24 protein-coding genes are annotated in these 25,296 nt (G+C 41.6%); 23 read left to right on the top strand and 1 reads right to left on the bottom strand.

The window, feature by feature from the left end; genetic code table 11:
- Window positions 1-137: 137 nt before the first annotated feature.
- The 22 genes from AC3ISB_RS22925 (at window position 138) to AC3ISB_RS22820 (ending at window position 23,536) form a co-directional block, all read left to right on the top strand.
- A complete protein-coding gene (locus tag AC3ISB_RS22925; RefSeq protein WP_489274493.1) occupies window positions 138-698 on the top strand; it encodes an NADPH-dependent FMN reductase in 561 nt (186 codons plus the stop codon).
- A gap of 177 nt (window positions 699-875) precedes the next feature.
- Window positions 876-1,514 (top strand): isochorismate family cysteine hydrolase YcaC, encoded by a 639-nt coding sequence (gene ycaC, locus AC3ISB_RS22920; protein WP_076372250.1) that lies wholly within the window; start codon window positions 876-878, stop codon window positions 1,512-1,514.
- Window positions 1,515-2,066: 552 nt separating this feature from the next.
- Window positions 2,067-2,711, top strand: a complete 645-nt coding sequence (locus AC3ISB_RS22915; RefSeq protein ID WP_489274491.1) for a hypothetical protein — start codon at window positions 2,067-2,069, stop codon at window positions 2,709-2,711.
- A gap of 343 nt (window positions 2,712-3,054) precedes the next feature.
- Window positions 3,055-5,121 carry a BglG family transcription antiterminator gene (locus tag AC3ISB_RS22910; protein ID WP_489274489.1) on the top strand — a complete coding sequence of 689 codons (2,067 nt, stop codon included), beginning with the start codon at window positions 3,055-3,057 and terminating at the stop codon, window positions 5,119-5,121.
- Entirely contained in the window at window positions 5,118-5,384 is a 267-nt protein-coding gene (locus AC3ISB_RS22905) for a PTS sugar transporter subunit IIB (RefSeq protein ID WP_480339601.1), read from the top strand. The genes AC3ISB_RS22910 and AC3ISB_RS22905 overlap by 4 nt, the downstream gene beginning before the upstream one ends.
- Before the next feature lie 17 nt (window positions 5,385-5,401).
- Window positions 5,402-5,668, top strand: coding sequence for a PTS sugar transporter subunit IIB (locus AC3ISB_RS22900; protein WP_076372257.1), 267 nt, complete (start codon window positions 5,402-5,404; stop codon window positions 5,666-5,668).
- 31 nt (window positions 5,669-5,699) lie between these two features.
- Window positions 5,700-6,968 carry a PTS ascorbate transporter subunit IIC gene (gene ulaA / locus AC3ISB_RS22895; protein ID WP_141992243.1) on the top strand — a complete coding sequence of 423 codons (1,269 nt, stop codon included), beginning with the start codon at window positions 5,700-5,702 and terminating at the stop codon, window positions 6,966-6,968.
- Window positions 6,969-7,088: 120 nt separating this feature from the next.
- Window positions 7,089-7,934, top strand: coding sequence for an HAD family hydrolase (locus tag AC3ISB_RS22890; RefSeq protein ID WP_489274486.1), 846 nt, complete (start codon window positions 7,089-7,091; stop codon window positions 7,932-7,934).
- Between the two features lie 472 nt (window positions 7,935-8,406).
- Entirely contained in the window at window positions 8,407-9,432 is a 1,026-nt protein-coding gene (locus AC3ISB_RS22885) for a LacI family DNA-binding transcriptional regulator (protein WP_489274484.1), read from the top strand.
- 244 nt (window positions 9,433-9,676) lie between these two features.
- Complete coding sequence (locus tag AC3ISB_RS22880; protein WP_489274482.1) at window positions 9,677-10,444, top strand: SDR family NAD(P)-dependent oxidoreductase; 768 nt, start codon at window positions 9,677-9,679, stop codon at window positions 10,442-10,444.
- A gap of 35 nt (window positions 10,445-10,479) precedes the next feature.
- On the top strand, window positions 10,480-11,667 hold the full coding sequence (locus AC3ISB_RS22875; RefSeq protein WP_141992247.1) for an iron-containing alcohol dehydrogenase: 1,188 nt from the start codon (window positions 10,480-10,482) through the stop codon (window positions 11,665-11,667).
- Between the two features lie 3 nt (window positions 11,668-11,670).
- The gene (locus AC3ISB_RS22870) at window positions 11,671-13,104 is read left to right on the top strand and encodes an aldehyde dehydrogenase family protein (protein ID WP_489277012.1); all 1,434 of its coding nucleotides are present in this window, start codon (window positions 11,671-11,673) and stop codon (window positions 13,102-13,104) included.
- Window positions 13,105-13,165: 61 nt separating this feature from the next.
- The gene (locus tag AC3ISB_RS22865) at window positions 13,166-13,789 is read left to right on the top strand and encodes a cupin domain-containing protein (protein ID WP_489274481.1); all 624 of its coding nucleotides are present in this window, start codon (window positions 13,166-13,168) and stop codon (window positions 13,787-13,789) included.
- 2 nt (window positions 13,790-13,791) lie between these two features.
- Window positions 13,792-14,490, top strand: coding sequence for an alpha/beta fold hydrolase (locus tag AC3ISB_RS22860; RefSeq protein WP_489274479.1), 699 nt, complete (start codon window positions 13,792-13,794; stop codon window positions 14,488-14,490).
- Between the two features lies 1 nt (window position 14,491).
- Window positions 14,492-15,331 carry an HpcH/HpaI aldolase family protein gene (locus tag AC3ISB_RS22855; RefSeq protein WP_489274477.1) on the top strand — a complete coding sequence of 280 codons (840 nt, stop codon included), beginning with the start codon at window positions 14,492-14,494 and terminating at the stop codon, window positions 15,329-15,331.
- A 57-nt stretch (window positions 15,332-15,388) separates the two neighbouring features.
- Window positions 15,389-16,627 carry an ester cyclase gene (locus AC3ISB_RS22850; RefSeq protein ID WP_489274475.1) on the top strand — a complete coding sequence of 413 codons (1,239 nt, stop codon included), beginning with the start codon at window positions 15,389-15,391 and terminating at the stop codon, window positions 16,625-16,627.
- Between the two features lie 64 nt (window positions 16,628-16,691).
- Window positions 16,692-17,945 (top strand): histidinol dehydrogenase, encoded by a 1,254-nt coding sequence (gene hisD / locus AC3ISB_RS22845; RefSeq protein WP_489274473.1) that lies wholly within the window; start codon window positions 16,692-16,694, stop codon window positions 17,943-17,945.
- Window positions 17,946-18,156: 211 nt separating this feature from the next.
- A complete protein-coding gene (locus tag AC3ISB_RS22840) occupies window positions 18,157-19,392 on the top strand; it encodes an MFS transporter (RefSeq protein ID WP_489274471.1) in 1,236 nt (411 codons plus the stop codon).
- 269 nt (window positions 19,393-19,661) lie between these two features.
- Entirely contained in the window at window positions 19,662-20,630 is a 969-nt protein-coding gene (locus AC3ISB_RS22835) for an ABC transporter substrate-binding protein (RefSeq protein WP_489274470.1), read from the top strand.
- Window positions 20,631-20,714: 84 nt separating this feature from the next.
- On the top strand, window positions 20,715-21,719 hold the full coding sequence (locus AC3ISB_RS22830) for a FecCD family ABC transporter permease (protein WP_098372055.1): 1,005 nt from the start codon (window positions 20,715-20,717) through the stop codon (window positions 21,717-21,719).
- On the top strand, window positions 21,716-22,729 hold the full coding sequence (locus AC3ISB_RS22825; protein ID WP_489274469.1) for a FecCD family ABC transporter permease: 1,014 nt from the start codon (window positions 21,716-21,718) through the stop codon (window positions 22,727-22,729). Before AC3ISB_RS22830 ends, AC3ISB_RS22825 begins: the two co-directional genes overlap by 4 nt.
- Window positions 22,730-22,744: 15 nt before the next feature.
- Window positions 22,745-23,536, top strand: a complete 792-nt coding sequence (locus AC3ISB_RS22820) for an ABC transporter ATP-binding protein (RefSeq protein ID WP_489274467.1) — start codon at window positions 22,745-22,747, stop codon at window positions 23,534-23,536.
- A gap of 85 nt (window positions 23,537-23,621) precedes the next feature.
- On the opposite strand, the gene AC3ISB_RS22815 is transcribed toward AC3ISB_RS22820, so the two are convergent.
- Window positions 23,622-23,960 carry a YmaF family protein gene (locus AC3ISB_RS22815; RefSeq protein WP_141992255.1) on the bottom strand — a complete coding sequence of 113 codons (339 nt, stop codon included), beginning with the start codon at window positions 23,958-23,960 and terminating at the stop codon, window positions 23,622-23,624.
- A 192-nt stretch (window positions 23,961-24,152) separates the two neighbouring features.
- On the opposite strand from AC3ISB_RS22815, the gene AC3ISB_RS22810 reads away from it, so the two are divergent.
- Window positions 24,153-25,130, top strand: coding sequence for a zinc-dependent alcohol dehydrogenase family protein (locus AC3ISB_RS22810; RefSeq protein ID WP_489274465.1), 978 nt, complete (start codon window positions 24,153-24,155; stop codon window positions 25,128-25,130).
- Window positions 25,131-25,296 lie beyond the last annotated feature (166 nt).

The following is a 25,296-nucleotide window of genomic DNA, read 5'->3' as shown; positions in this document are numbered from 1 at the left end:
TCATGATCCATTTTAGGAAGTTCTTTTTACCCAGCTATTATGTTTTTCCATATTTAGTGATTAGGAATAACGTCACTTTTTTGATATTGGTAGATTATGGTACTATAGGAGATGATTTCAAACAGGGAGGGAAGTAGATGACCAGAACCATCGGCCTTATTTGCGGCAGTTTACGGGAAAATTCTTATAATCGAATCATTGCTCAATCATTGACAGATATGGTTGATTCTTATCAATTTCGCTGGATCGAAATTAATGATCTTCCGTTGTTTAATGAAGACTTGGAAATAAGTGGCATTCCAGAAACAGTGACGTCATTTAAATCCGCCATTCAGGACGTTGACGGGATCATTATCGTGAGCCCAGAGTACAATTCTGGAATACCAGGCGTATTAAAAAATGCATTGGACTGGGCATCAAGACCTCGGAAGTCCGCTGTTCTTACCAAAAAACCAGTTGGCCTGATCGGAGCTACTCCTGGGGGAATGGGCACTGCATTTGCTCAAATGCAAATCAGGCAAATACTGGAGGCCATGCAAGTTCATGTTCTTCCATTTCAAAAAATGCTGATATCGCAAGTACATAAAAAGATTGATTCTGATCGGAAAGTGCTTACTGATGAACAAACAAAACGTTATCTTGAGCGTTATTTACAACAATTCATTCATTGGATCGATCACACTCCAGTTCTAGATTAATTAGCCATAATCAATGAATCTTATTATATATATGATTGACAGGCTATAAGTTTATAGATAAACTTATAAATAACAGTCAGTTAAGTTATAAACTGATTGCAACCAACGAAGGGGTTGGGGGAATTTCCCTACATATGAACTTTCTTCGATAGCTTTAATAAAAGGAGGACTTTAAAAATGTCTGATCTCTATTCTCGTATTTCCAAAGATGATGCTGCCGTTCTACTAGTGGATCATCAAACCGGTCTTATTTCAGGGCTAGTGCGTGATTATGGTGTTGATGAATTCAAGAACAATGTTATGGCTCTTGCCAACACCGCAAAGTTTTTTGATTTGCCAGTCATTTTAACAACGAGCTTTGAAAACGGACCAAACGGACCGCTCATGCAGGAATTGGAAGAACTCTTTCCGCACGCACCCAAAATAGCTCGGCCTGGACAAATTAACGCATGGGATAATGAAGATTTTGTTAAAGCAATCGAAGAAACTGGAAAAAAACAACTAATCATCGCGGGCGTGGTTACGGATGTCTGCGTTGCTTTCCCGGCACTTTCCGCTTTGAACGCTGGTTATGAAGTATTTGCTGTCACTGATGCTTCTGGAACTGTCAGCAAACAGGTAGCTGATGCTGCTTTAGCGCGTATGGCCCATGGCGGTGTGCAGCTTATGAACTGGTTTAGCGTAGCGTGCGAATTACAACGTGATTGGCGCAACGATGTCGAAGGTTTTGGTGCATTACTTTCCAGCCAGCTTCCTGGTTATCAAAATATAATCGGAAGCTATAGGGGAGCTCAGCGCGATTTCAGCAAGATATAAAGATAACGCACTGATTGAATGAAGGAGGGGACATTTGTCCTTTCTAGTTTGTAGACAAAAAGGTTTCGGAATGTTCTCATTCCGAAACCTTTTTAATTTTTTACCGGATTTGAGGCAAGGCTGGTTGTCCTACCCGTTCGTAATCGCAGGTGTTTAATAAGCTGCAGCATTCAAACAAAAATGAATGTACCATTCAAAATCTCATTTGAATAGTTAGAGGATCACCTTTGTAAAGTCTTCTTTTTGTTTATCGTTCTTTGAACCACTTTTTTATCATTATGCATTCTCCAATTAATAAACCTACTAGAACACAAGTAATACCTATAAAATAATCTGGGTTTTCAAATAGAATTTCGGCAAGTATTGTACCAATAAAAATCCCTAAAAGAATAATAATATATGATTTATATCTAAACCTTAGGTAATTAAACATGAAAATACAATTCCTCACTTTTTTAGTTTGTATATTATGTATTGTAGTCAAAATATTTTGAATTTACAAATAAAAAGAGGTGGTTTTACCTATGGTAAAAGAGATTTTTAGTCTATTGGTTGCCTTTTTCATTATTTTCAAGTAGTACTATAGTATTTGCTTCTCAAGAACATGAAAAGCAAGAAGTATTGTTTGAAGGAACTAGCGAGGAGACTCACTTTAATAGTGTTGAAAACGATAACTTCATCATTTCAACAGTTACAGATGCAGAAGGGAATCAGATTACTGAAGTAAAGATTAATAAATTAACAAATCAGTTGGAAATTGATGGTGTGAATTTGTCTAAAGAAGAACAGATAGAACTTAATAATTATGTTGAATATGTTAATAATGAATATATTTCCGATAGTGAATACTTCGTTTCAGCAGAAAATGAGGTTCCAGTTATAGAAATGGCCTCAGCTAATGCGTGCAAGTATAAAAGTCTGGGGACGTATTATGGAAGTTCAGCTGTACCTAAAATAGGTGTTTCAGCATTTGCAGCATATCTATCTACTATTACGAAAGCTCCTTACAGTTCAGCTTTAGCAGCTGCAAGTGTTGTTGTTGGCGCTGTTCCAAATATATATTACTCTTTGAATGGTGCTCAATGCACATCTGGTAAGTACTTATACAACAAAAGAACTGTGAAATTCTTTAAAGACAAGGCACGTAAAATACAAGTAGGAAAAACAAGTGTGAGTTATCAAAAAAGAGCTAAGTAAAATAGTAATCTGGAACATTACTTGTGATTTATAAACAGGTCCTGTTGGCATATTTCTTAATAGTTATAAAAAAGTGGTGGACGTTTAATCTCAAAACTTTCACCACTTTTTTTGTTTGTTTTAAAGAGTGTGTGCAATTTCATTTTAATACTGCATAATGCACTTTTAATTCACCCGCTTTTCTACAAGGCAGAATGGTAATTGACCTAGCAAGGATGCGGTACTGTGCACAAATGTTTAAAGAGTATATTATTGTGCAGTACCTATGACAACATTCGGACTTAGAAACGCTACATTTTTAATAAGAAGTGAGATATCGTAGAAGCAGGGAGAGGGATTGAGAATGTTTTTAGATGAAAGAAGCGCCAATTTACTAAAACTATTACAGCATTCGCCCATTACAAAAATGAAAGAACTTGAAGCCCAAACAGGTCTGACGAGAAGGCAAATCCAATATGGTCTGAGCAAAGCGAATGACTGGCTCCAATTTCATGGATATCAACCGATTCAATATAATCGTGAAATGGGCTATTCCTTTTCTGAAACGATCAGGGATGAAGAATTGAATGTAAAACTGACAAAACGCAATTATATATTTTCAGAGACAGATAGGGAAAAAGTTTTTTACCTCATGATCTTGTTAAGCCCAGAAGAATTGTCCGTCTATCATTTCCAGACGATCACCGGGCTTTCACGTAATACGGTGTTGAAGGATTTAAAAAGACTTAAAGAGAAAAACAGGGACATATCGCTCAAGATCCAGTATTCCAAACAAGATGGCTATGTGGTGATTGGGGAAACCCGAGTAAAGAGATATATCATTGAACGTCTCGTGCATGATGTACTGAACAGTCCCAATAGTGAATTGATCATGGAGTGCATATGGGGAAATCATGAAAAGCAAATCAGCTCGATCCGGTTACAGCTTGAAAGGATCGAACGTAAATTAGGCATCACCTTTACGGATGAACGGCTTCATGAACTGAGTTATTTATTTCTATGTACTGATCAGCTCATAGGAAAAGGGGAAGAGTTACAGGCAGACCAGAGCTGGGCGCCGTTTGTTGCGACGGAAGAATACAAAATGGTTGAGGAAATGACCAGAACGAATGCCTTTCAATCAGTATGGAGCGAAACGGAAAACTTATACGCCACCTTACATTTACTGAGCATGAATCGAACGAAGGATATTTCGCCTCTTAAGGATGATGAAGCCATTCAACACCTTTTGCAGGAAATCGTGGCAGAGTTCGAGAGGCTGGCATTTGTTCACCTGAAAGACAAAGAACAGCTATGCCAACAATTATACGTTCATTTTAAACCGGCATATCATCGCCTGCGGTATGGTCTCCCGCAAATGAACCCGATGACGGGACGGGTGCAGAAGGTCTATCCTGAATTGCATCATTTGACAAAAAAATCCCTGTGGGTGTTGGAGAAAGAAATTGGCTGTCCGGTATCAGAAGAGGAAGTCGCATACTTCACGGTCTATTTTGGCGGATGGCTGCGCAGGCAAGGGACGACATTGGATGATCGAAAACGGGCAATTGTCGTATGCCCGAATGGCATTGGCATCAGCAATATCCTCATTTATACATTGAGGGAATTATTTCCGGATATATTGTTCCTGGACGTTCTGTCCGTAAGAAATGCGGCTGAATACCCACTGTCGTACGATCTTGTTTTTTCAACGGTGCATATGAGAACAAAAGCGGCATTATTCGTTGTACCGCCCATTTTGGAAATGCAGGACAAACATACATTGCGCCAGCAGGTCATGCAGGAATTGTATGGATATACGACGGAAAGTGTGGATGTTGCTGCTTTATTAAAGATCATTTCCAAGTATGCAACCATCCATGAACAGGATCAGCTTGAAAAGGCTTTGAAGTCGAATGTGTATACCCATACACCAAAAATAACCCAATTTTCTTTAAAGGAGGCAGAGAAGCCTGTGTTAGAAGAACTCCTCAATATGCAAACGATTCAATTACAGCCGCATGTTTCCGATTGGAAAGAAGGCATTCAAGTCGCGGCCAAGCCTCTCGTGGACTTAGGAACCGTAGAGGAACGATATGTGGATGCCATGATCGAGGCGATAGAAACGAATGGACCATATGTAGTGATTACGCCTGGAGTGGCGATTCCCCATGCACGTCCGGAGCAGGGGGTCAGGTCTTTATCCATGAGTTTGCTGAAATTGGATGAAGCCGTGGACTTTGCGCCGGATAAACCGGTACGGCTGATTATCATTTTGGCGGCAGTGGATAACGATTCGCATCTGCGGGCATTGATCCAGCTCACTCAATTATTGAATGAACCAGCCAATATAGAAGAAATTTTAAGCACTTCAGATAAATCGGTCCTTATGGAGTACGTTCATAAATATTCAAAGGAGGAAGCGGAATGAAAATCATGGTAGTATGCGGGAACGGATTGGGAAGCAGCTTCATCATGGAGATGAATGTGAAGAAAGCATTGACGGAAATGGGTAAGACGGCCGAGGTGGATCATACGGATCTGGCATCCGCAAAAACGGTTCAGGCGGATATTTTCCTGGGAGCGGCGGATATTGTCGGTCAGCTGGATGATGGAAGCCGGACGATCGTCACATTGGAGAACATGATGAGCATCCCTGAAATCAAATCTAAATTGGAAATGCATGTAGGATAAAAAAAGGAGAGATTGATATGAAGAAAATCATGGTAGTATGCGGAAACGGATTGGGAAGCAGCTTCATCATGGAGATGAATGTGAAGAAAGCGTTGACGGAAATGGGTAAGACAGCCGAGGTGGATCATACGGATCTGGCATCCGCAAAAACGGTTCAGGCAGATATTTACCTGGGAGCGGCTGATATTGTCGGTCAGCTGGATGATGGAACCCGGACGATCGTCACACTGGAAAACATGATGAGCATTCCTGAAATCACATCGAAATTGGCTTCACATCTATAAGAAGGAAACATAAAGAAGAGGGGGAGAGGCAATGCTGGAACTTATCATGAATGACATCTTGGGTACACCTTCCATACTTGTGGGGCTGTTTGCCCTCATTGGACTGCTGTTACAGCGGAAATCCAGTGCGGATGTTGTATCTGGAACGCTAAAAACCGTCATGGGCTTCATTATCATTGGAGCGGGAGCGGCAGTGCTCATTGGCGCCCTTGATATATTCAGTAAAATGTTCGATCATGCATTCAATGTACAAGGCGTCATACCGAATAACGAAGCCATTGTCGCAGCCGCCCAAAGTGATTTTGGGACTTCGACTGCACTAATCATGGTTTTTGGTATGGTTGTCAATGTTTTGCTGGCTCGTTTCACGCCATTTAAATATATATTCTTAACGGGACACCATACCTTATTCATGGCTTGTTTACTTGCAGTCACGCTATCGGTCGGCGGGCTCAACGGATTTCCGCTTATCTTGGTCGGTTCCATTCTATTGGGAGTATGCATGGTGATGTTCCCAGCCCTCCTTCAGCCATACGTACGGAAGATTACCGGAAGCGATGATTTTGCCATCGGCCATTTCGGGACAATCGGATATTTTGTATCCGCGACAGTTGGAAAATGGTTTGGAAATAAGGAAAAAACGACGGAGCAAATCAAGGTTCCTAAATCTTTAGGATTCCTGAGGGACACATCAGTTGCTGTATCGCTTACGATGACGATGTTCTTTGTGATCGTCGCATTGTTTGCCGGACAGAACTATATTGAAACGGAATTATCCGGTGGTTCGAACTTTATCGTATTCTCTTTCATCCAGGCGATAACATTTGCTGCAGGAGTCTACATCATTCTTGCAGGGGTACGGATGTTAATTGCTGAAATCGTCCCTGCATTCAAAGGGATTGCCGATAAAGTGGCGCCGAATACAAAACCTGCATTGGACTGTCCGACTATCTTTCCATTCGCTCCAAATGCAGTGATCATCGGGTTCCTATTCAGTTTCTTAGCTGGACTATTATCCATGTTCCTCCTTCCGGTACTTGGATTGAAAGTAATCGTTCCGGGGCTCGTACCGCATTTCTTCACCGGAGCTGCAGCAGGTGTATTCGGAAATGCCACAGGAGGCAGACGCGGAGCGATGCTTGGATCCTTTGCCAACGGGCTCATCATTAGTTTCCTGCCGGCAATACTCCTGGTCTTCTTGGGGGATGTAGGGTTTGAAGGTACCACATTTGGTGATTCGGATTTCGGTGTGGTCGGTCTCTTGATCCTAAGCGTCATGAAACTTTTAGGATTATCCTAAACTGTTATACTGATAAGGTAAAGAAACAAAAATAAATGAATGAAACCAACAGCCTAAGATCTTTATAGATAATGGGCTGTTGGCATTTTCATCATCATTTGGATTTTTGAGGTGATTTGCATGAACAACAAAGCAATTGTGCTCGATTTGGATGGCACGACATTGAACGAAAGAAATACTGTGAATGAAACGCTGGAACAATACATAGGCGAACTTAGGAAAAGTGGTAAGCTGATTTTCATTGCGACAGGAAGAACACTGGAAGAAGTGAGGGACGTTTTACCGTCCGGCATGGAAGCCGATGGAATGGTGACCGCCAATGGAATGTCAGTATTTATCGGAAAGAAACAGATTGTCGAACACGCCCTGTCGACGGAACTTGTGGAGGAATTGGTCGCCAAAGCAGGAGCGGAAGAGATTTTTTACGAAGTTCATCCGAACGATGGAACACGGATGGCATTACTAAAAGATAAAGACTATATGGTTAAACAAGGTTTGATTCCAAAGCCTGAGACAGTCGATGAAAATGAATGGCTATCAAGACAGGATGCAGTGGAAGACAAAATAAGATGGTCAGAACAACTGGATATAAGCAGCGTAGCCAAAATTTACTTCTTCAGCAATGAAATGAATACGATTCGAAAATGGAAAGCGGAATTGGAGAAAATCAAGCATTACAATGCCTTTACCACAGCTTCCTCCACCCATCATAATGTAGAAGTGACCGTGGAAGGCATCACAAAAGCAACAGGCGTTCAACTGCTGCTGAAGCATTTCCAGCTAGCACCGGAAAATATCCTGGCAGTAGGCGATGGCGAAAATGACCTCCCGCTATTTAAACTCGCCGGGCATTGCGTTGCCATGAAAAACGCCACGGACCTGGTCAAAGAACAAGCCGATGAAGTGACGGAGCATTCATATCGAGAAGATGGACTGTATCGCTTTTTAAAGGGAATGTTTCACTAAAATAGCCTGGAAGTCAAAAGAAGATCCAATCTTGTTTGTGAAATTTGAACGTTGAATGGAAGAAATTTGCGACACTCCTGCCGAATAACTGGCTAGCCGAGACCCCACAGACGCTTGCTTCGAGGAGGCTTGGCAGACAGTCGGCGGAAAGGGAGCGGATTTCGAAATCAACAACGAACTTTTTTAAAATTGTATGCATGTATACAGTCTGGAGCCCACTTTAGAGATGGGCTCTTCTTTCTATAGGAAGCTAAGATAGGCAACAAACGCTGTTTCATTCAATTTAAATCCTCCCATTTTGGGAAAAGAGCATGCTGACGCAACTCAAAACCCAAAACAGTTCCATAACTGGAAGTAAAATTTTAAATATTATGATATATTAAAGGGAAATCATAATGTTTATATTGATATAAATACGTTATTTTAGTTTCTTAGGATAACAATTTCTAGACGTAGAAAGGATTAATGAAGCATGAAGAGAGTGACGACAGAAGATGTGGCAAAAATAGCGGGTGTTTCGCAATCAACAGTTTCCAGGGTTTTAAATGATTACCCCTATATTAAGAAAAATACGCGTGACAAGGTTCTTGCTGTAATTAATGAGCTGGGATTTACAAGGGATGAAATTGCCAGAAGCCTCGTAGAAAAAAGAACCAAATCAATAGGTTTAATATTAGGAAGCATTTCAAATCCATTCTTTGCGGAAACGGCGGAAGTCATCATAGAAAGGGCACAAGAATTAAAATATGATGTCATCGTTTACAACACTGGGCATAAAGATGAAAACTTGGAACAAGCCATTAATTTGCTGATTGGCAAAAGGGTAGAGGGAATCATCCTTACAAGCGTTAGTAAAAATTATACTGATAAAATCAAAAGGCTACATGATAATGGATTTCCCGTATTATTATATAATAGTTTCCTCGATATCAAGGACGTTAACTTTATCGTAATGGACAATAATAAAGGTGCCAGGCTCGCTGTTCAGCACTTAATAAAATTAGGACATAAAAAAATAGCGAAAATATCCGGACCATCCAAATACTTGGCGACTTATGAGCGAACGGTTGGTTATAAAGAAGAGCTGATGGAGAACGGATATGAAATTGATGAAGGTTTGATTTTCAATAGCGAATTTTCCTATGACAAGATTTATTCATTTACAAAAAAACTGCTGAAGAAGAAGGACAGGCCCACTGCAATCATAGCCGCATCCGATCAGATGGCTCTCGCAGTCCTAGATGCAGCTTCAAGCCTGAATTTGAAAATCCCTGCTGATTTATCCGTTGTTGGGTTTGATAATATAAGATTGTCCGCTAATGAATTTATAGGACTGACCACAATATCTCAACAAATGGATCAAATGTCTTTAACAGCATTGGAAAAATTAATCTCTCTCATAGAAAATAAAGAAACAACATCTTCATCGATACAAATTTTCCTTAAGCCTGAACTGATGGTCCGTAAAACAACAGGGCCAGCTCCCATAGAAGAATAAGGGTAAAGGCCGGTTTTGGATTGGACCTTAAGTGTTTTAACACTCCTTTAAAAAAATCGGTCATTTTTAAAATTTTTAGGCTTATTATTATTTTTACTATTTACAAAAGTCAGAAAGTTGTTTATATTTTAATTTGTAAACGCCAACAAGCATTTTGTTCCATTTTGAATACGTATTCAAAATAAAAATGCAAAATGCCTGAATGTAAAAAAATCGCCTCGATGAGGTAAAGATAGGTGATAGATTGGATATAAATCATTTATTTAATTTAAACGGTAAAGTGGCCATCATTACAGGAGCAAGTAAAGGAATCGGTAAAGACTTAGCCCATTTGCTTGCGCAGGCTGGGGCCGATATAGCGATAGTTGCCCGCAATAAAGAGCAACTCGAAGAAGCGGCACATGAAATTGGGCAAACCGGTGCAAATGTTTTACCCGTTTCATTTGACTTAACAAAGGTTGATGAAACGGCGGAAGTAATGGAAGGCATATACAAACACTTCGGGAAGATTGATATTTTAATAAATAATGCAGGAATAAACGTAGCAAAGCCAGCTGAAGTGTTGACATCGCAAGATTGGGATACAGTAATGGACATTAATTTAAAAAGTGTATTTTTTACGAGCCAAGCTGCAGGGAAGTATATGATCGACCAAAAAAAAGGCAAGATCATAAATATGTCTTCACAAATGGCATTCGTCGGTTATTATAAACGGGCTGCATACTCCTCCAGCAAAGGAGGAATAACACAGCTAACGAAAGCGCTTGCGATAGAGTGGGCTCCGCATCAAGTCAATGTCAATGCCATTGCTCCCACTTTTATTGAAACACCGATGACCAAGCCGATGTTTGAAGATGAAACGTTCAAAGAGGAAGTTTTGAGCAGGATTCCGCTTGGCAGACTTGCTAAAACGGAGGATTTATTTGGCGGGGTGGTATATCTGGCATCAGATTGTTCAGATATGATGACAGGTCAAACATTGGTGGTTGATGGCGGTTGGACTGTCTGGTGAGTTTTTTTGAATACGTATTCAAAGGAGGGTGAAAAATGTCTGCTGCTCAAAATGTAATCCATGATTTTCGAATGCCGACAGTTTTCCGGGTTGGTGTTGGTGCATTTACGACGTTAGTAAAGGAAATAGAAGAGCTGGGAGCAAAGAAGGTTGCGATTGTAAGTGATATAGGTCTTGAAAAAGTGGGCGTTGTTCAAAAAGTTTTGGATCACATTATGCCTCTTTCCATACCAACCATCACATATACGGAGATTTCGGGAGAGCCGACGTTTCAGCTATTGAAGGATGCCGTACAAACGCTAGATGCAGAAAAATGTGATTTAATCATCGGAATCGGCGGGGGAAGTGCACTGGATGTAGCGAAAGCAACAGCAGCTTTATGCGGGAAAGGCGATATAACAACTTATATAAACGGCGAAAAAGTGGTTGAATCAAGAACGGTCAAATGCATTCTTTTGCCGACGACTTCAGGAACAGGTTCGGAAGTGACGATGAATGCCATTTTCGGTGATGAAGAGCAGCAAGTAAAAAGAGGGATCGTAAGCCCGGTATTCCTTCCGGATGTAGCGATCATCGATCCGGAATTGACCATTTCCTGCCCGGCACGAGTTACCGCAGCATCAGGGGTGGACGCCTTTACACATGCTATTGAATCTTATATTGCCATCAAGGCTACACCGCTCACGAAAGTTTATTCAGAGAAAGCGATGAAACTATTTCCTGCGAACATTACGAGAGCTGTCCATAACGGAAATGATTTGGAATCTCGAACCGGGATGAGCTGGGTAAGCTCGTTAGCGGGTGTGGCTCTAGCAAATGCAGGGGTTGGAGCGGTTCATGCACTGGCATACCCACTAGGCGGTAAATATCATATTGAGCATGGAGTCGCAAATGCCCTTTTAATGCCATTTGTTTTCGAAGTGATTGGGAAAACATGTACGGAAGAAATGATGGATGTAGCGTCCTTTTTACAGCTGGGTGATTTCAAGACACAACCAAGCGAAGCGTTAAAGGCAGTTGTTGATTATATGTATCAGCTTCTGGAAGATCTTGATTTACCTACATCGTTATTAGAACTTGGGATTGAAGAGGACTCATTACCGATGCTGGCGGAACAGGCTGCAAAAATTGATCGCTTGCTATCGAATACTCCTTATAAGCTAAATGAACAAAAGATTCTCGGAATCTACCAAAGCGCCTTTAAAGGAAGGGTGGGAAACTAATTGATCACGACCAATTCCGATAAAAAGAGATTATACATTGGCGGGGAGTGGCTGGTAGGAAAGAATCATTACGATCTTCTATCACCTTATTCCGGAAAAATGATTGCGCAAGTGCCTTTGGCAGAAAAGGAAACCGTTCTAAAAGCGATAGAATGTGCTGAACAAGGTGCAAAAGAAATGAAAAAGTTAACTGCCCTTGAGCGCTCAAATATATTAGAACGTGCAGCAGGAATTTTTAAGGAAAGACTTGAGGAATGTGCACTAATACTCGCCAAAGAAAATGCTAAGCCCTTGAAAGCTGCAAGAGGAGAAATTTTACGCACGATTGAAACATACAAGTTCGCAGCAGAAGAGGCAAAACGGATCCATGGTGAAACGATTCCGATGGATGCCGCTAAAAATGGCAAAGGCCGTTTTGCTTATACAAAGCGTGAACCGCTTGGAGTTATTGCGGCCATCACACCATTTAACTTTCCATTTAATTTAGCGGCACATAAACTTGGTCCTGCCTTTGCTGCAGGCAACTCAGTCATTTTAAAACCAGCTTCACAGACACCGCTTAGTTCGTTAGCCGCAGCTGAAATTTTTGAAGCAGCAGGTTTACCTAAAGGCGCCCTGAATGTTGTCACAGGTAAAGGAAGCGTCGTCGGCGATGTATTGGTCACTGACCCGAGAATTAAAATGGTTACATTTACAGGAAGTGTCGAAGTCGGTTTGGGAATCAAAGAAAAAGCGGGCTTGAAAAAGGTGACATTGGAGCTTGGTTCAAATTCAGCTGTCATTATTGACAGTGCTGATGACTTAGATGCGGTTGCACTGCGCTGTGCAGAAGGTTCCTTTGCCTATTCAGGCCAGGTTTGCATCTCTGTCCAACGCATTTATGTACAGGAAGATTTATATGAGGCATTTTTGCAAAAGTTTACAGAAAAGACGAAGCAACTTAAATTGGGGGATCCGGAGTCCGAAGATACAGACCTTTCCTCGATGATCACGATTAATGAAGCAAAACGAGTGGAAGGGTGGATCGAATCGGCTAGGAAGGCTGGAAAGGAAATCGCATATGGCGGTCAAAGAACAGGTGCAATCCTTCAGCCAACCATTATCAAAAATGCAGGGCCCACACATGAAATAAGCTGTCAAGAAGCATTTGCCCCAATCGTTTCAGTGAATTCCTATAAAACATGGGATGAAGCCATCGACCGTGTGAATGATTCTTTATACGGTCTTCAAGCAGGTGTATATACGACTTCGATGCTAAAAGCATTTGATGCTGTTGAAAGGCTTGAAGTCGGAGGTGTCATCGTAAATGACATACCATCCTTCAGGGTTGACCAAATGCCATATGGCGGTGTGAAAAACAGCGGGACTGGCAGGGAAGGTGTTAAGTATTCAGTCGAGGAAATGACAGAATTAAAACTAGCCGTCTTCACCCTCTAAATAGATATGTCATGCAAATTGAGAAATGAAAAAATTAACGAACACGGAAGGGGAAACTAAAATGTCAGTACAAGAGCCTAAAGTAAAAAAAGCAGTAACGAATGAGGAAATGGAAAATAATTGGATTGTTCGTTTTGATCAAATGAAATCAAAGGGAATACCGTTAATGTTCATTGATAGTATCATTCCGGGTCACCAACGCATCAACTATACATTAATAGGCGATACAGCAAGTGAAAATGATAATTTCACACCTGAAATTACCGAGCCGCATGGTTTTCAAATTGGAATGGTGAAAGCCCAAAAAGGAAACGGGCCTGCTTACCATACGCATGATTACATTGAATCCTTCCTACCTCTTTCAGGAAAATGGCGTTTCTACTGGGGCAAGGGTCCAGATGAAATTGATGGCGAAACGATCATCGGTCAATGGGACTTAATTTCATTACCGCCAGGCTTATGGAGAGGTTTCGAAAACATCAGTGAAGAAGATGCTTGGATCTTCGCCGTTCTTGAACAACATAAAGTATTTGATGGAAAAGACCCTTATTGGTCGCCAAAAGTGATCAAGGATGCAGCTGAATATGGATTTTTTGCCAATGATTTAGGCAAAATGATTAAACCGGATAACTTTGAAGAACTTGAAAAGGAAATTGCCGATAAATTGAAAATGGGTGAAAAATAAGGATGGATAAAGTACCGCTCATTTTGCTTCCGGGTACACTTTGTGATGAACGTCTATGGGAAACTGTGAATCTAGCAGATCTTGCCGATGTGAAAGTCTGTGATGTGTCGAAGGCTGATACTATAGAAGGAATCGCAAAGTCGGTATTGGAAGAGGCCCCTGATAAGTTTGCACTTGCAGGCTTATCACTTGGTGGCATCATTTCTCTGGAAATCATGCGCCTTGCACCGGAACGGGTCATGAAATTGGCATTGCTTGATACAAACCCAAATCCTCCAACCCTGGAACAAATCGAAGGTTGGGAAAGGTTCATCAATATGGCAAATAACGGTCAATTTCTGGATATTACAATCAATCACCTTCTGCCGGTGTTAATCCATCCAGACCGTAGAAATGATGAAGCATTAGTTTCCAAGATTATCGATATGGCTGAAAAAATCGGTATTGAAGGGTATATCAATCAGTTAAAAGCAGTGATGACGCGTTCGGATCAACGTCCCATCCTTCCTGCCATTGAATGTACGACCATGATTTTGGCAGGAAGGGAAGACAGGGTATGTCCCCTGCATATGTCCGAGTATTTAACGGAAAACATCCCGACGGCGAATCTTGAAATCGTAAGTCATTCAGGACATTTGAGTCCTTTGGAACAGCCTGAAAAAGTAAGCGCTGCATTGAGGAAATGGTTGTCAGGTGATTGAAATGCCGGGAACTGAATGTGATCTTTACAGCATTGAACGAGTCAGTGGAAAGAGAGGGAAGACGATGAAGAATAATGCCATAAAGGAAAAAATCAAACGTGGGGAACAAGTTCTTGGTGCCTTTTTAGGGATAAATTCCCCGCCATTAGTCGAAATGCTCGGTTATGCCGGCTTTGATTTCGTCGTAATAGATGACGAGCATGGTGCATTCAGTCCATCCGAGCTTGAAAACATTATCCGTACGGCAGATTCTGTTGGGCTTGTCCCGATCGTCCGGGTTTCATATGACCCTTCCAGTATTCAAAAGGCTTTGGATCGCGGGGCAAAAGGTGTACAAGTACCAATGGTCAATACAAAGGAAGAGGCTCTTGATGTAGTTAAGCGAGCTAAATTCCCTCCATATGGAAATAGAGGGGTATCGTATTCAACCAGGCCAGCGCGTTACGGAAAAGATAGTGGAAAACCCTATTTAGATGAGAGTAATGAAAATGTTATGATAATTGTGCATATTGAAACGCTTGATGCAGCCAGCAATTTTGAAGATATTGCAACAGTCCCTGGAATTGATTTGGCATTTGTCGGTTCCACAGACCTCTCGGTGAACATGGGTTATCAACTGGAAGGTGCAAGTCATCCTGAAGTGCAAAAGGTCATCAATGAACTGTTCATAAAAGGTAAAGAACTCGATGTGCCAATTGGTACCGTAGCCAGTAACAGCGATGCTGCTAATGGGGCTTTTGACAAAGGCGCAAAATTTGTTTGCATCGTGTTAAATAATGTGATTACTACTGCGTTATCAGATGTTATCTCAGCAAGCAAGGCCACTCAATCTGTTAAATGACTTTACAAGAAGTCCTGCATTTTGACGAATTTACTTTATACGAAAAGGATGGGTATTATGGCAGAAAAGAAGACAGGTTCAATTGAAGTAGCTCCAAAAGAAGAAAAAACAGCAAAGAATACAATCCAACCGGTCAAGAATTCAGCAAACTTCATCTTCTATGCTGATGCTGAAGACGTTAATATGCTCGATACGAAAGATGATTATGATTACATTAATATAGAAGAAACGAATCAAAAGAAACAGAGGATGAACGGTTTTAACCCAGAATACAATAACATCGTTGATTATATTGTGAAAATCACACGTCAAATCTGGAAAGAGAAAGACATCGGGCTTATTTATGATACGTATAGCACAAGCATATCTGTTCATAAAGGGTTGATTAATAGCCATGGGGTTAACGAAGTCATTTCAGGTACGCTGCAAACATTGCACGCTTTTCCGGATCGGAAAGGGCTGGGATGGAGTGTAATCTGGTCAGGGGATGATGAAGCAGGGTTTTTCACTTCACATCGAGGACGTTCTGTTGCAACGAACCTTGGAGATAGTTTATACGGTCCTGCCACCGGAAAGAAAGTGATGTTCAGAACAAGCGCCGATTGTATGATTTTAAATAATAAGATTTACGAAGAATGGCTTGTGATGGATACATATCATCTTGTCCTGCAACTCGGATTGGATCCGGTCGAGTTTGCTAAAAAAATGGCTAAAAGTACGCAGAAGCTTGCTCCGGCTATACAGTTTGGATTTAAAGAGACAGCAGAAACGGGACTTCCTCCAAAACTATTCACTCCATCTTCTGATGAGTTCGAAATAGGGGAGTTCATGCAGCTTGTATTCAATCGAATTTGGGCTCGGCGCTCATTTAATTTTGTTCGGGAATTTTATGAAGAAAATGCAGTCGTTCATTATGTCTGCAACAAGGATGTAATCGGAGTAAGTGAAATTCAAGGAATGTTCATGAGCCTCTTTGCCTCCATTCCGAATGGGAAAGTGATTCTTGAAAGGGTAACTTGTAATAGGCGCGGATCTGATAGTGATTGGGATGTAGCGGTTCGCTGGAGAATACAAGGAGTGCACGAAGGAACAGGATACTTCGGAGCCCCTAGCGGAAAAGCCATTGATATTGCGGGCATCAGCCACTATAAAATCCGTAATGAAAAAATTTCGGAAGAATGGCTATTGTTTGATGGAATGGAAGTGTTGCGTCAGATCTATTTGCCTGATGAAAATGAATCACAACAAGATGGTGAATCCACAATCGATGATGGGAATTTTACCGGCGTATCTTGATAGACCAGTTGACGGCTGTGCTGCAGCCGTCTCTTCACTAAACAACGATTAGGGGGAAAATAGGATGGAATATATAAAGAAAGCGGACGTATTTGAACAGACCTCTTCACATGAAGTAGAACAAACGGTGAAGTCCATTATTGAAAATGTAAAAGCAGGCGGGGATGATGCCGTCCGGGAATATGAAAAAAAATTCGGTGATTCCGATCGTCCGGTCCGGGTTAGTGAAGAGGAGATCGAGCGTTGTATCAGGACTCTTCCTGAAGAGGTAAAAGTGCTGATTGACCGGGTCGTGGAAAGAGTATCCGATTTTGCTAAAGCACAGTTGAGCTGCCTAACTCCATTCGAAAAGGATTTTGGCGATGGGATCAGGATGGGGCATAGAATCGTACCGATCGAAAAGGTGGGGGCTTATGTTCCAGGAGGAAGATTCCCGTTATTATCATCAGGACCAATGGTCGTTGCCCCAGCAAAGGTAGCAGGAGCAAAAAGGATCGTTGCCTGCAGCCCGGCCAATTATGAAGGCGGCATCCATCCGGCAGTTTTATACGGCTTGCTCCGCTCCGGTGCTACAGACATTTTTGCAATTGGCGGGGCGCAGGCCATTGCCGCCATGGCATATGGAACCGAATCCATCCCGGAAGTGGATATCATCGCTGGACCAGGAAACCGGTTTGTAGCAGAAGCAAAACGACAAGTTTTCGGTAAAGTGGGCATAGACCTTATTGCTGGACCGAGTGAAGTGATGGTCTTTGCTGATGATTCAGCGTCACCTACGAAAATAGCAGCCGATTTACTAGCACAGGCTGAACACGATCCGTACGCACGGGCCATTCTTGTCTCAACGTCCCGAACAGTTGCCGAAGAAACTGAAAAAGAAATCGAAGGCTTTTTGAAAACCTTCTCACCATCTTCCCCTGCACACGAATCATGGGAAAAAAGAGGGGAAATCATCCATGCTGATTCATTACAAGAAGGACTGGATATTTGCAATGAATATGCCATTGAACATTTACATTTGCATATCAAAAATAGCCGCGAATTGATGGATAAACTAAATAACTATGGATCATTGTTCCTTGATGAAGGCAGTTCCGTCGTCTTCTCTGACAAAGTCTCTGGAACCAACCATACATTGCCGACTCAAAAGGCAGCAAGATATACGGGGGGACTTTGGGCAGGAAGTTATGTGAAAGTCATGACACATCAAGAAATCACAGGCCAAGGCATTCGATTCCTGGCATCCCATGCGGAAGATCAATCTGAAATTGAAGGCTTGGAAGGCCATAAATTATCGGCCACTGTCAGGTTGACATAAATGTGCTTCTAAATGATAGGGATTGCTGAAAACGCATTCAATTAAGGGCATGCTTCTGGTGCAGCCGCTTGGAAGAAATAGATACTCCCATTCTGCCTGAAATGTCGGGTGGATGGGCTGTATCAACCCTGGAAAGTATATGAGAATATGTGTAAACATTAATAGCATCGCCTTTCTGTCTGGTGGGACGAAAGGGAGGGGGATTGAAAGGATGGAATATATGAACAAAACTAATAAAATTAATAATCGGAAAGAAACCATCTTATTCTTTATCATTAGCTTGTTGTTCTTTGTCACCATTACGGCATTTGATCCATTTATCTCCTCTTATGCTAAAGATCTTGGGTTCGATTCAGTTGTGATAGGCAGTATTATTGGAATTTCAGGGATTGTTGCTTTATTGACACGACTTCCGGTAGGTGTATTTTCGGATATGCTGCATAAACGAAGATTGTTTATCCAAATGGGGTTGCTGATAACCATCGTAATGTGGACGCTGGCCTTTTTCATACCAAGTTCAACAACATTGTACCTTGGGAAAATTTCGGACGGTTTAACTGGTTCCACCTGGGTTATTTACAATGTTATGTTCGCCTCATATTTTGGTGTGAAGGAAGCTGCAAAAGCAGTGGCGATATTGGGTGTTGCATCGCCGGTTGGTTCCATACTTGGGACAACCATCGGTGCAGTGGTGGCCAATAGTTATGGGTATCGGTATAGTTTTTTAGTTGCGGTGGCCGCCGCCATACTTGCGCTTGTTTTAACCTTTTTCACAAAAGACCTAAGTATTAAAGGGGTAAAAGTTAAATACGATAAGAAAATACTTGTCGAGCAAATCACCGATAAAAAAATCTGGGTCATTTCTGTTTTGGCAACGATTGCTTTGATGGTCACCATTGGAACAAGGGATACGTTCACACCTTTAGTCGCAACCGACCTTGGAGCAAATCCACTATTGATTGGCATGCTGGCAAACACTCACCTGATTATATATGGTTTAGCCGCCGGATTATGTGGAGCCCTTTTTTATAAAAAAATCGGTTTAATGAATACAGCGATTTTGGGAGCGGTTTTACAAGGGGTCATCATCATATTGATTCCTTATGCTGAAAATTTAACGATGCTTTTTCTATTACAGGCATTTCAAGGCTTCGGTTACGGATTAATCTTTACGGTCGTCACTTCCTGGGCTGTTGAAAATATCCCGGAGATTAAACAATCCACGAGAATGGGCTTGTTCCAAAGTTTATATTCTGCTGGAATGTTTTTAGGACCCGTCATAATTGGCATCTTGATTGAAGTGTTTTCAAGATCGACAGGCTACCTGATCATGGGTGCATTATCAATTGTTTCTACCATTCTTATTAAAACCTCCATAAAACGCCCAAAAAAAGAAGCTACAAATGAAGAATATCCTCTTGAAGAGATGCTGATTGAAAGAAAATAGATTCTTTGAAAAGGCAAGGCAAGGAGAGCAGACCTTAACGGGTTTGCTCTTTTTTTACTTTTTTTAAAGTTCAACTTCACGTAAACAATAAAATTCATGCAGGTTGCCTTAATGGCCAAAATGATTTTTATTCACAAAATTTTATTAATATTGACGGTATCAATCTATGACTTTATCATAACAGCAGGATAATGATAATCATTTTCAATTATGAAGTATTCGTTGGGTAAGAAGTTAAATAGGTATAGATGACGGAAAGGGTGCGGAAAATGAGAGAATCTAGAAAAGTAAGAACGTTTGGGGGAGGAGGATTGATCCTGTTATTCACGATTATGATGATGTTATCAGGATGTAATAATTCTCAAAAAACAACAGAAGCAGAGAAGACATCTGCCGAAACAAGTAATCAAGAAACAAGGACGATTAAGCATGAAATGGGAGAAACGGAAATTAAAAATACTCCTAAAAAAATCGTTACGCTTGAGTTATCTTTCGTTGATTCTTTAAATGCCCTAGGGATAAAACCTATCGGGATTTCAGATGACAACAAAAAAGATATGATTACAAAACTTGTAGGTCAAGAAATGGATTATACGTCTGTAGGAACACGTGAGCAGCCTAATTTAGAGGTGATCAGTTCTTTACAGCCGGATTTAATCATTGCAGATGCTGAGCGGCATAAAGGGATTTATAAAGATTTACAGCAGATTGCTCCTACCATTGTCTTAAAAAGCCGGGAATCTACATATCAAGAAAACTTGGATTCTTTTAAAATGATTGCAAAGGCAGTGAATAAGGAAGATGCCGCAGAAAAAAGATTGAGCGAGCATGAAAAAACGATTAAGGAACTTAAATCGAAACTTACTGTTGATTCAAATATGACGGTTTTACCTGCAGTTGTACGAGATACTTCATTCCAAGCTCATACTTCTTCTTCTTATGATGGAGAATTGCTTGAACGCATGGGATTGAAAAATGCCATTCAGCAGGAACAGCCACATGCCGAGATGAACTTGGAGCAGCTTGTCGAGATTGATCCGGATGTGTTGCTTCTAGCGAATAATGAGGGTAAGTTACTTACTGATGAGTGGAAAGACAATCCTCTTTGGAAAGACCTGAAGGCTGTAAAAAGCGGACAAGTGTATAGTGTTGATCGAGATTTATGGACGAGATACCGTGGTGTTGTATCAGCGGAGGCCATTGCTAAAGACACTTTAAACATGCTTGGTGAAGAATAAAGGAACAAAAGCGAAGTAAGAGATCCCATTCTTACTTCGCTTTCCATTAGGTTTAAATTTAGTTAGGAAGTGTGTTGTATAGCGATGGAAACTGTAGCTAGAAGTAAACTGAAAGTGTATTGTACCGCTATCGCTGGAATCGTTTTGCTGATTTTAGGAGTCCTGACGAGTATTTCTGTGGGAGCGGCCGATATAGATGCATCAATGGTTTTGAAGTCCTTTTTTGATGCCGACTCGTCCAAGGAACAAACTATTATAAGGACCCTTCGATTGCCCCGGGCTTTAGTTGGAGCATTGGTCGGTGCCAATTTAGCGGTGGCGGGCGCTCTCATGCAGGCTATTACCCGAAATTCATTAGCTTCTCCACAAGTGTTTGGTGTTAATGCCGGTGCCTCATTTTTTATTGTGTCCGCGTTCGTTTTCTTTCCTAACCTTTCTTCCGTATCTCTAGTTTGCGTTGCATTCATTGGTGCAGCAGTGGGAGGGATGGCAGTCTATTCTTTTGCTTCGGGAGGAGGTATGACCCAAGTAAAGCTGGCATTGGCCGGAATGGCTGTTCACTTTTTTTTATCTTCTTTAACGCAAGGCATGATCATCTTTAATGAACAAGCGAAAGATGTGCTCTATTGGTTAGTCGGGTCTATTAATGGGAAAACATGGACACACGTTAACATGATTCTTCCTTGGTCTTTCTTCGGGCTACTTGTCGCTGCCTTGTTCTCTCGATCTGTTTCTATCCTTGTTTTAGGAGAAAATATGGCGCAGGGACTTGGGCAGCGGGTGTACCGAATCCGTATTTTGGCAGGAATATTGGTGATCATTTTGGCAGGATCTTCGGTTGCCGTCGCAGGACCGGTGGGCTTTGTAGGATTGATCATTCCTCATATCGTCAGGAGACTGGTGGGCGGGGATTATCGGAGAATCATTCCTTTTTCTGCATTATTCGGCGCTTTACTCTTGGTTTACGCAGATATTCTCGCCCGGTTTATCGCTTATCCTTTTGAGTCGCCGGTTGGCATCGTAACAGCTATAATCGGTGCGCCATTCTTCCTTTATTTAGCGAAGAGAGGGAGGAATATTAAGCAATGAAACTAAAACGGACATTTGGGTTGAAATCAACTTTGCACCCTTATTCAATTCTCCTGATGCTGACGGTTACCATGCTGATTTTAGCATTGGTGAGCCTGGGCTTAGGGGCCATTTATATCTCACCTTTAGAAATTCTCCAAAATTTCCTTGGAAATGGCATGCAGAGCCAGGCGTTCATTCTGCACAACTATCGCATACCACGTATTTTAATTGCCGTGATAGTGGGGGCCGGATTGGCAACGGCTGGAGCCATTCTGCAAGGGGTCCTTCGAAATCCGTTGGCTTCTCCAGATGTGATTGGGGTAACAAAAGGGGCCGGTTTGGCAGCTGTTATAGTCATCGTTTTATTTCCGCAATCGCCCATTATCATTCTGCCTCTTTCAGCTTTTATCGGAGCGGCGGTCATGGCGGCAATTTTGATGATATTTGTTTATAAAAAAGGAGCTCAGCCAAATACAATAGCTTTGGTAGGAATTGCTTTAGGGGCCATATGTCAAGCGGGGATAGAGTATTTCATGGTCAAGTTCCCGGATGATGTAAACACGACACTGCTGTGGTTGACTGGCAGTCTATGGGGAAGAGGATGGGATCAAGTATTCATTTTGCTTCCATTTCTTGTCCTTGTCCCGGTATTGATTGCGTTAACTTCTAAAATGGATGTACTTAGCCTTGGCGACGATATAGCTACTGGTCTCGGTGAAAGATCAAAATTACTGCGTTATATGTTGTTAAGTGTTTCTGTCATATTAATCGGAGTCTGTGTAGCTGCGGTTGGTTCCATCGGGTTCATAGGTTTAATTGCCCCCCATATCGCACGGAGGGTGGTAGGATCAAAATTCAAGCTTTTGCTTCCTGCTTCAGCTCTTTTCGGTTCCATCCTTCTACTCGTTGCCGATAGCCTGGGAAGAGGATTATTCCCTCCAATAGAAATACCCGCGGGAATCATCACTGCGGTGATTGGAGTGCCATATTTTTTATATCTATTACGCCGAGAACGAAAAATAACATAAGGAAGGCTGAATATCATGACAACATTATCAGCAGAGCATCTTTCCCTCTCTTATGGATCAACTCAAATCATCGATAATATCGATTTGGAAATTCCTGAAGGTAAGATCAGTATAATCATAGGTTCCAATGGTTGTGGCAAATCTACCATTCTACGGTCTCTAGCCAGATTATTAACACCTCAGCAAGGCACGATCTATTTAGATGGAAAAGCCATTCATCTTCAATCTTCCAAGGATGTGGCAAAGAAATTGGCTATCTTACCCCAAGCTCCGGAAGCTCCTGAAGATATAACCGTTAAAGAACTATGCTATTATGGCAGGCATCCGCACAAAGGCTTATTTTCCAGACAAACCTCGGAAGATCATGCCATTGTCGACCGTGCATTATCCGCAACAAAAATGACGGAATTCGCTGATCGGACATTGGATGCATTATCTGGAGGACAAAGGCAAAGGGCATGGATTTCGATGGCTTTGGTACAAGAAACCGACCTATTACTGTTGGATGAACCGACAACCTATCTGGATTTAGCGCACCAAATTGAAATATTGGAATTACTGCGCGATTTAAACCTCACTCATGGGCGCACGATCGTCATGGTACTGCATGATTTGAATCAAGCGGCACAGTATGCCGATCATCTGATCAGCATCAAGAAGGGGAAAATCTATAAAGAAGGACCGCCTGAAACGGTCTTTACAAAAGAGATGATCAAGGACGTCTTCGGACTGGAATGCTGCATTATTGAAAATCCTGTTGATCAAACGCCCCTATGCATTCCAATTGGTTTATCTCAAGATCAGTGAGATGCATTTAGAGTCAGACTATCGAGGCAAAAAAACATCAGGGGGATTTCAAATCACCCTGATGTTTTTTTATTTATCATGTATCTTATTTATTCCCTGGAGCAGGTTGGTCGACCCCTTTAATTCTATGTCTATGCCCATCTTCTTCTGTTGTGTAAAAATCGTAATAGTGAACGTGCATTCCATTTCCAACCGGAATGGGTGGTCCCGAATAAGCCTTATAATAATGGGTATGTCCATCCTCAAATAACACATATCCTTCAGTATAATGAATATGTTCTCCCTCTTGTGATGGAATTGGCGGGGAAGTTACATCTAAACATTGATGGACATGGCCGTCCGCTAGGGAAGTATAATCAACAGATCCATGATTATGATGTGGTACGAACCCAGATACAAAATCATCTTTTCCTACTTTATTCAATCTCTTCACCCCTTGTATAAACAAACGTTTTATAAACCATATGCTTGGAAAATTAAGAGGATTCATAACGACAAATTTATGGAAAGAGGATTAAAACGTGGAAAACCACAATGCATCAACATAAATCCAGAGTTAAAAGCTCTTAAAGTGCCAGGTGGGATCAGTTTAAATGATTAAAGGAGGCTTATTATCTTGGAAGCCAAATGTGTTAAATTCTATGAGTTCGGGAATCCGCAAAAGGTTTTAAAAGTTGAAAATAAATTTATTCAAAGTCCTTCCGAAGGGGAGGTCCTCGTTCGGATGACTACACGTCCCATTAACCCGTCTGACTTGCTGCCCATTCGCGGTGCATATTCCCACCGAATTCCCTTGCCTTCCATACCTGGTTATGAAGGGGTCGGCAATGTAGAAGAGGTGGGGCCATCGGTTTCGAAAGAGCTGATAGGCAAGCGTGTTCTGCCTTTGCGCGGTGAAGGGACCTGGCAGGAATATGTTAAAACATCTGCGGATTTGGCCATCGTCATTCCCGATTCGATCGAGGATTATATTGCAGCGCAATTATATATAAATCCGATAACCGCATGGCTAATCTGTACAGAAGTATTGGCATTGAAACCGGGTGATGTATTACTTGTAAATGCTTGCGGATCTTCCATCGGCCGTATCTTTGCCCAGTTATCCAAGATACTTGGATTTAAGCTGATTGCTGTAACGAGAAACAGTAAGTATACGGAAGAACTGCTTAAGCTTGGTGCTTCATATGTGATCGATACGTCCCGATCATCATTGCATGATACCGTGATGGAATGGACGAATGGGCGCGGAGCGAAAGCGGCCATAGATTCAGTGGGGGGCATCGATGGTTCAGAGCTAGCTTTTTGTGTTCGGCCTAATGGCATCTTATTAACGATTGGCCTTTTATCAGGACAGTCTGTAAATTGGGCAAAAATTTCACAAAGGACAAAAGTGAATGTTCAAATGTTTCATCTTCGGCATTGGAATCAGCAGGCTTCCATTCAAACTTGGCATGAAACGTTTAACCTTTTGATGGGTTTCATTAATGATAAAAGATTGAAGTTCATGATGCCGGCTTCCTACTACAGCCTTCAAGATGTGCAAGAAGCCATTATTGTCCCGAGCAATGGAGGGAAGATTTTCTTAAGCAACTGATTGCGCATGCTCAATTGCAAAGGCGGTTTGCTGATTGAACGGATATATTGAAGGGGTCATTCATCTTGGAGCTCTTCCAATAGGTTCCTAAGGTAAATGGAAATGGCCCCTGATAATATGGAATTACTTGATTACCTGTAAGGTACTAGTTTAGAATGCGGAATAG

It is taken from the genome of Peribacillus sp. GL_122 (assembly GCF_057835005.1).
Note: the sequence above shows the minus strand (reverse complement) of the source record. Positions and strands in the feature narration are given on the sequence as shown.

Bases quoted from the DNA above. Each gene is read 5' to 3' on its own strand.
- AC3ISB_RS22925 (WP_489274493.1), top strand. From the start codon at position 138: ATGACCAGAACCATCGGCCTTATTTGCGGCAGTTTACGGGAAAATTCT.
- ycaC (WP_076372250.1), top strand. From the start codon at position 876: ATGTCTGATCTCTATTCTCGTATTTCCAAAGATGATGCTGCCGTTCTA.
- AC3ISB_RS22910 (WP_489274489.1), top strand. From the start codon at position 3,055: ATGTTTTTAGATGAAAGAAGCGCCAATTTACTAAAACTATTACAGCAT.
- AC3ISB_RS22905 (WP_480339601.1), top strand. From the start codon at position 5,118: ATGAAAATCATGGTAGTATGCGGGAACGGATTGGGAAGCAGCTTCATC.
- AC3ISB_RS22900 (WP_076372257.1), top strand. From the start codon at position 5,402: ATGAAGAAAATCATGGTAGTATGCGGAAACGGATTGGGAAGCAGCTTC.
- ulaA (WP_141992243.1), top strand. From the start codon at position 5,700: ATGCTGGAACTTATCATGAATGACATCTTGGGTACACCTTCCATACTT.
- AC3ISB_RS22890 (WP_489274486.1), top strand. From the start codon at position 7,089: ATGAACAACAAAGCAATTGTGCTCGATTTGGATGGCACGACATTGAAC.
- AC3ISB_RS22885 (WP_489274484.1), top strand. From the start codon at position 8,407: ATGAAGAGAGTGACGACAGAAGATGTGGCAAAAATAGCGGGTGTTTCG.
- AC3ISB_RS22875 (WP_141992247.1), top strand. From the start codon at position 10,480: ATGTCTGCTGCTCAAAATGTAATCCATGATTTTCGAATGCCGACAGTT.
- AC3ISB_RS22865 (WP_489274481.1), top strand. From the start codon at position 13,166: ATGTCAGTACAAGAGCCTAAAGTAAAAAAAGCAGTAACGAATGAGGAA.
- AC3ISB_RS22860 (WP_489274479.1), top strand. From the start codon at position 13,792: ATGGATAAAGTACCGCTCATTTTGCTTCCGGGTACACTTTGTGATGAA.
- AC3ISB_RS22855 (WP_489274477.1), top strand. From the start codon at position 14,492: ATGCCGGGAACTGAATGTGATCTTTACAGCATTGAACGAGTCAGTGGA.
- AC3ISB_RS22850 (WP_489274475.1), top strand. From the start codon at position 15,389: ATGGCAGAAAAGAAGACAGGTTCAATTGAAGTAGCTCCAAAAGAAGAA.
- hisD (WP_489274473.1), top strand. From the start codon at position 16,692: ATGGAATATATAAAGAAAGCGGACGTATTTGAACAGACCTCTTCACAT.
- AC3ISB_RS22840 (WP_489274471.1), top strand. From the start codon at position 18,157: ATGGAATATATGAACAAAACTAATAAAATTAATAATCGGAAAGAAACC.
- AC3ISB_RS22835 (WP_489274470.1), top strand. From the start codon at position 19,662: ATGAGAGAATCTAGAAAAGTAAGAACGTTTGGGGGAGGAGGATTGATC.
- AC3ISB_RS22830 (WP_098372055.1), top strand. From the start codon at position 20,715: ATGGAAACTGTAGCTAGAAGTAAACTGAAAGTGTATTGTACCGCTATC.
- AC3ISB_RS22825 (WP_489274469.1), top strand. From the start codon at position 21,716: ATGAAACTAAAACGGACATTTGGGTTGAAATCAACTTTGCACCCTTAT.
- AC3ISB_RS22820 (WP_489274467.1), top strand. From the start codon at position 22,745: ATGACAACATTATCAGCAGAGCATCTTTCCCTCTCTTATGGATCAACT.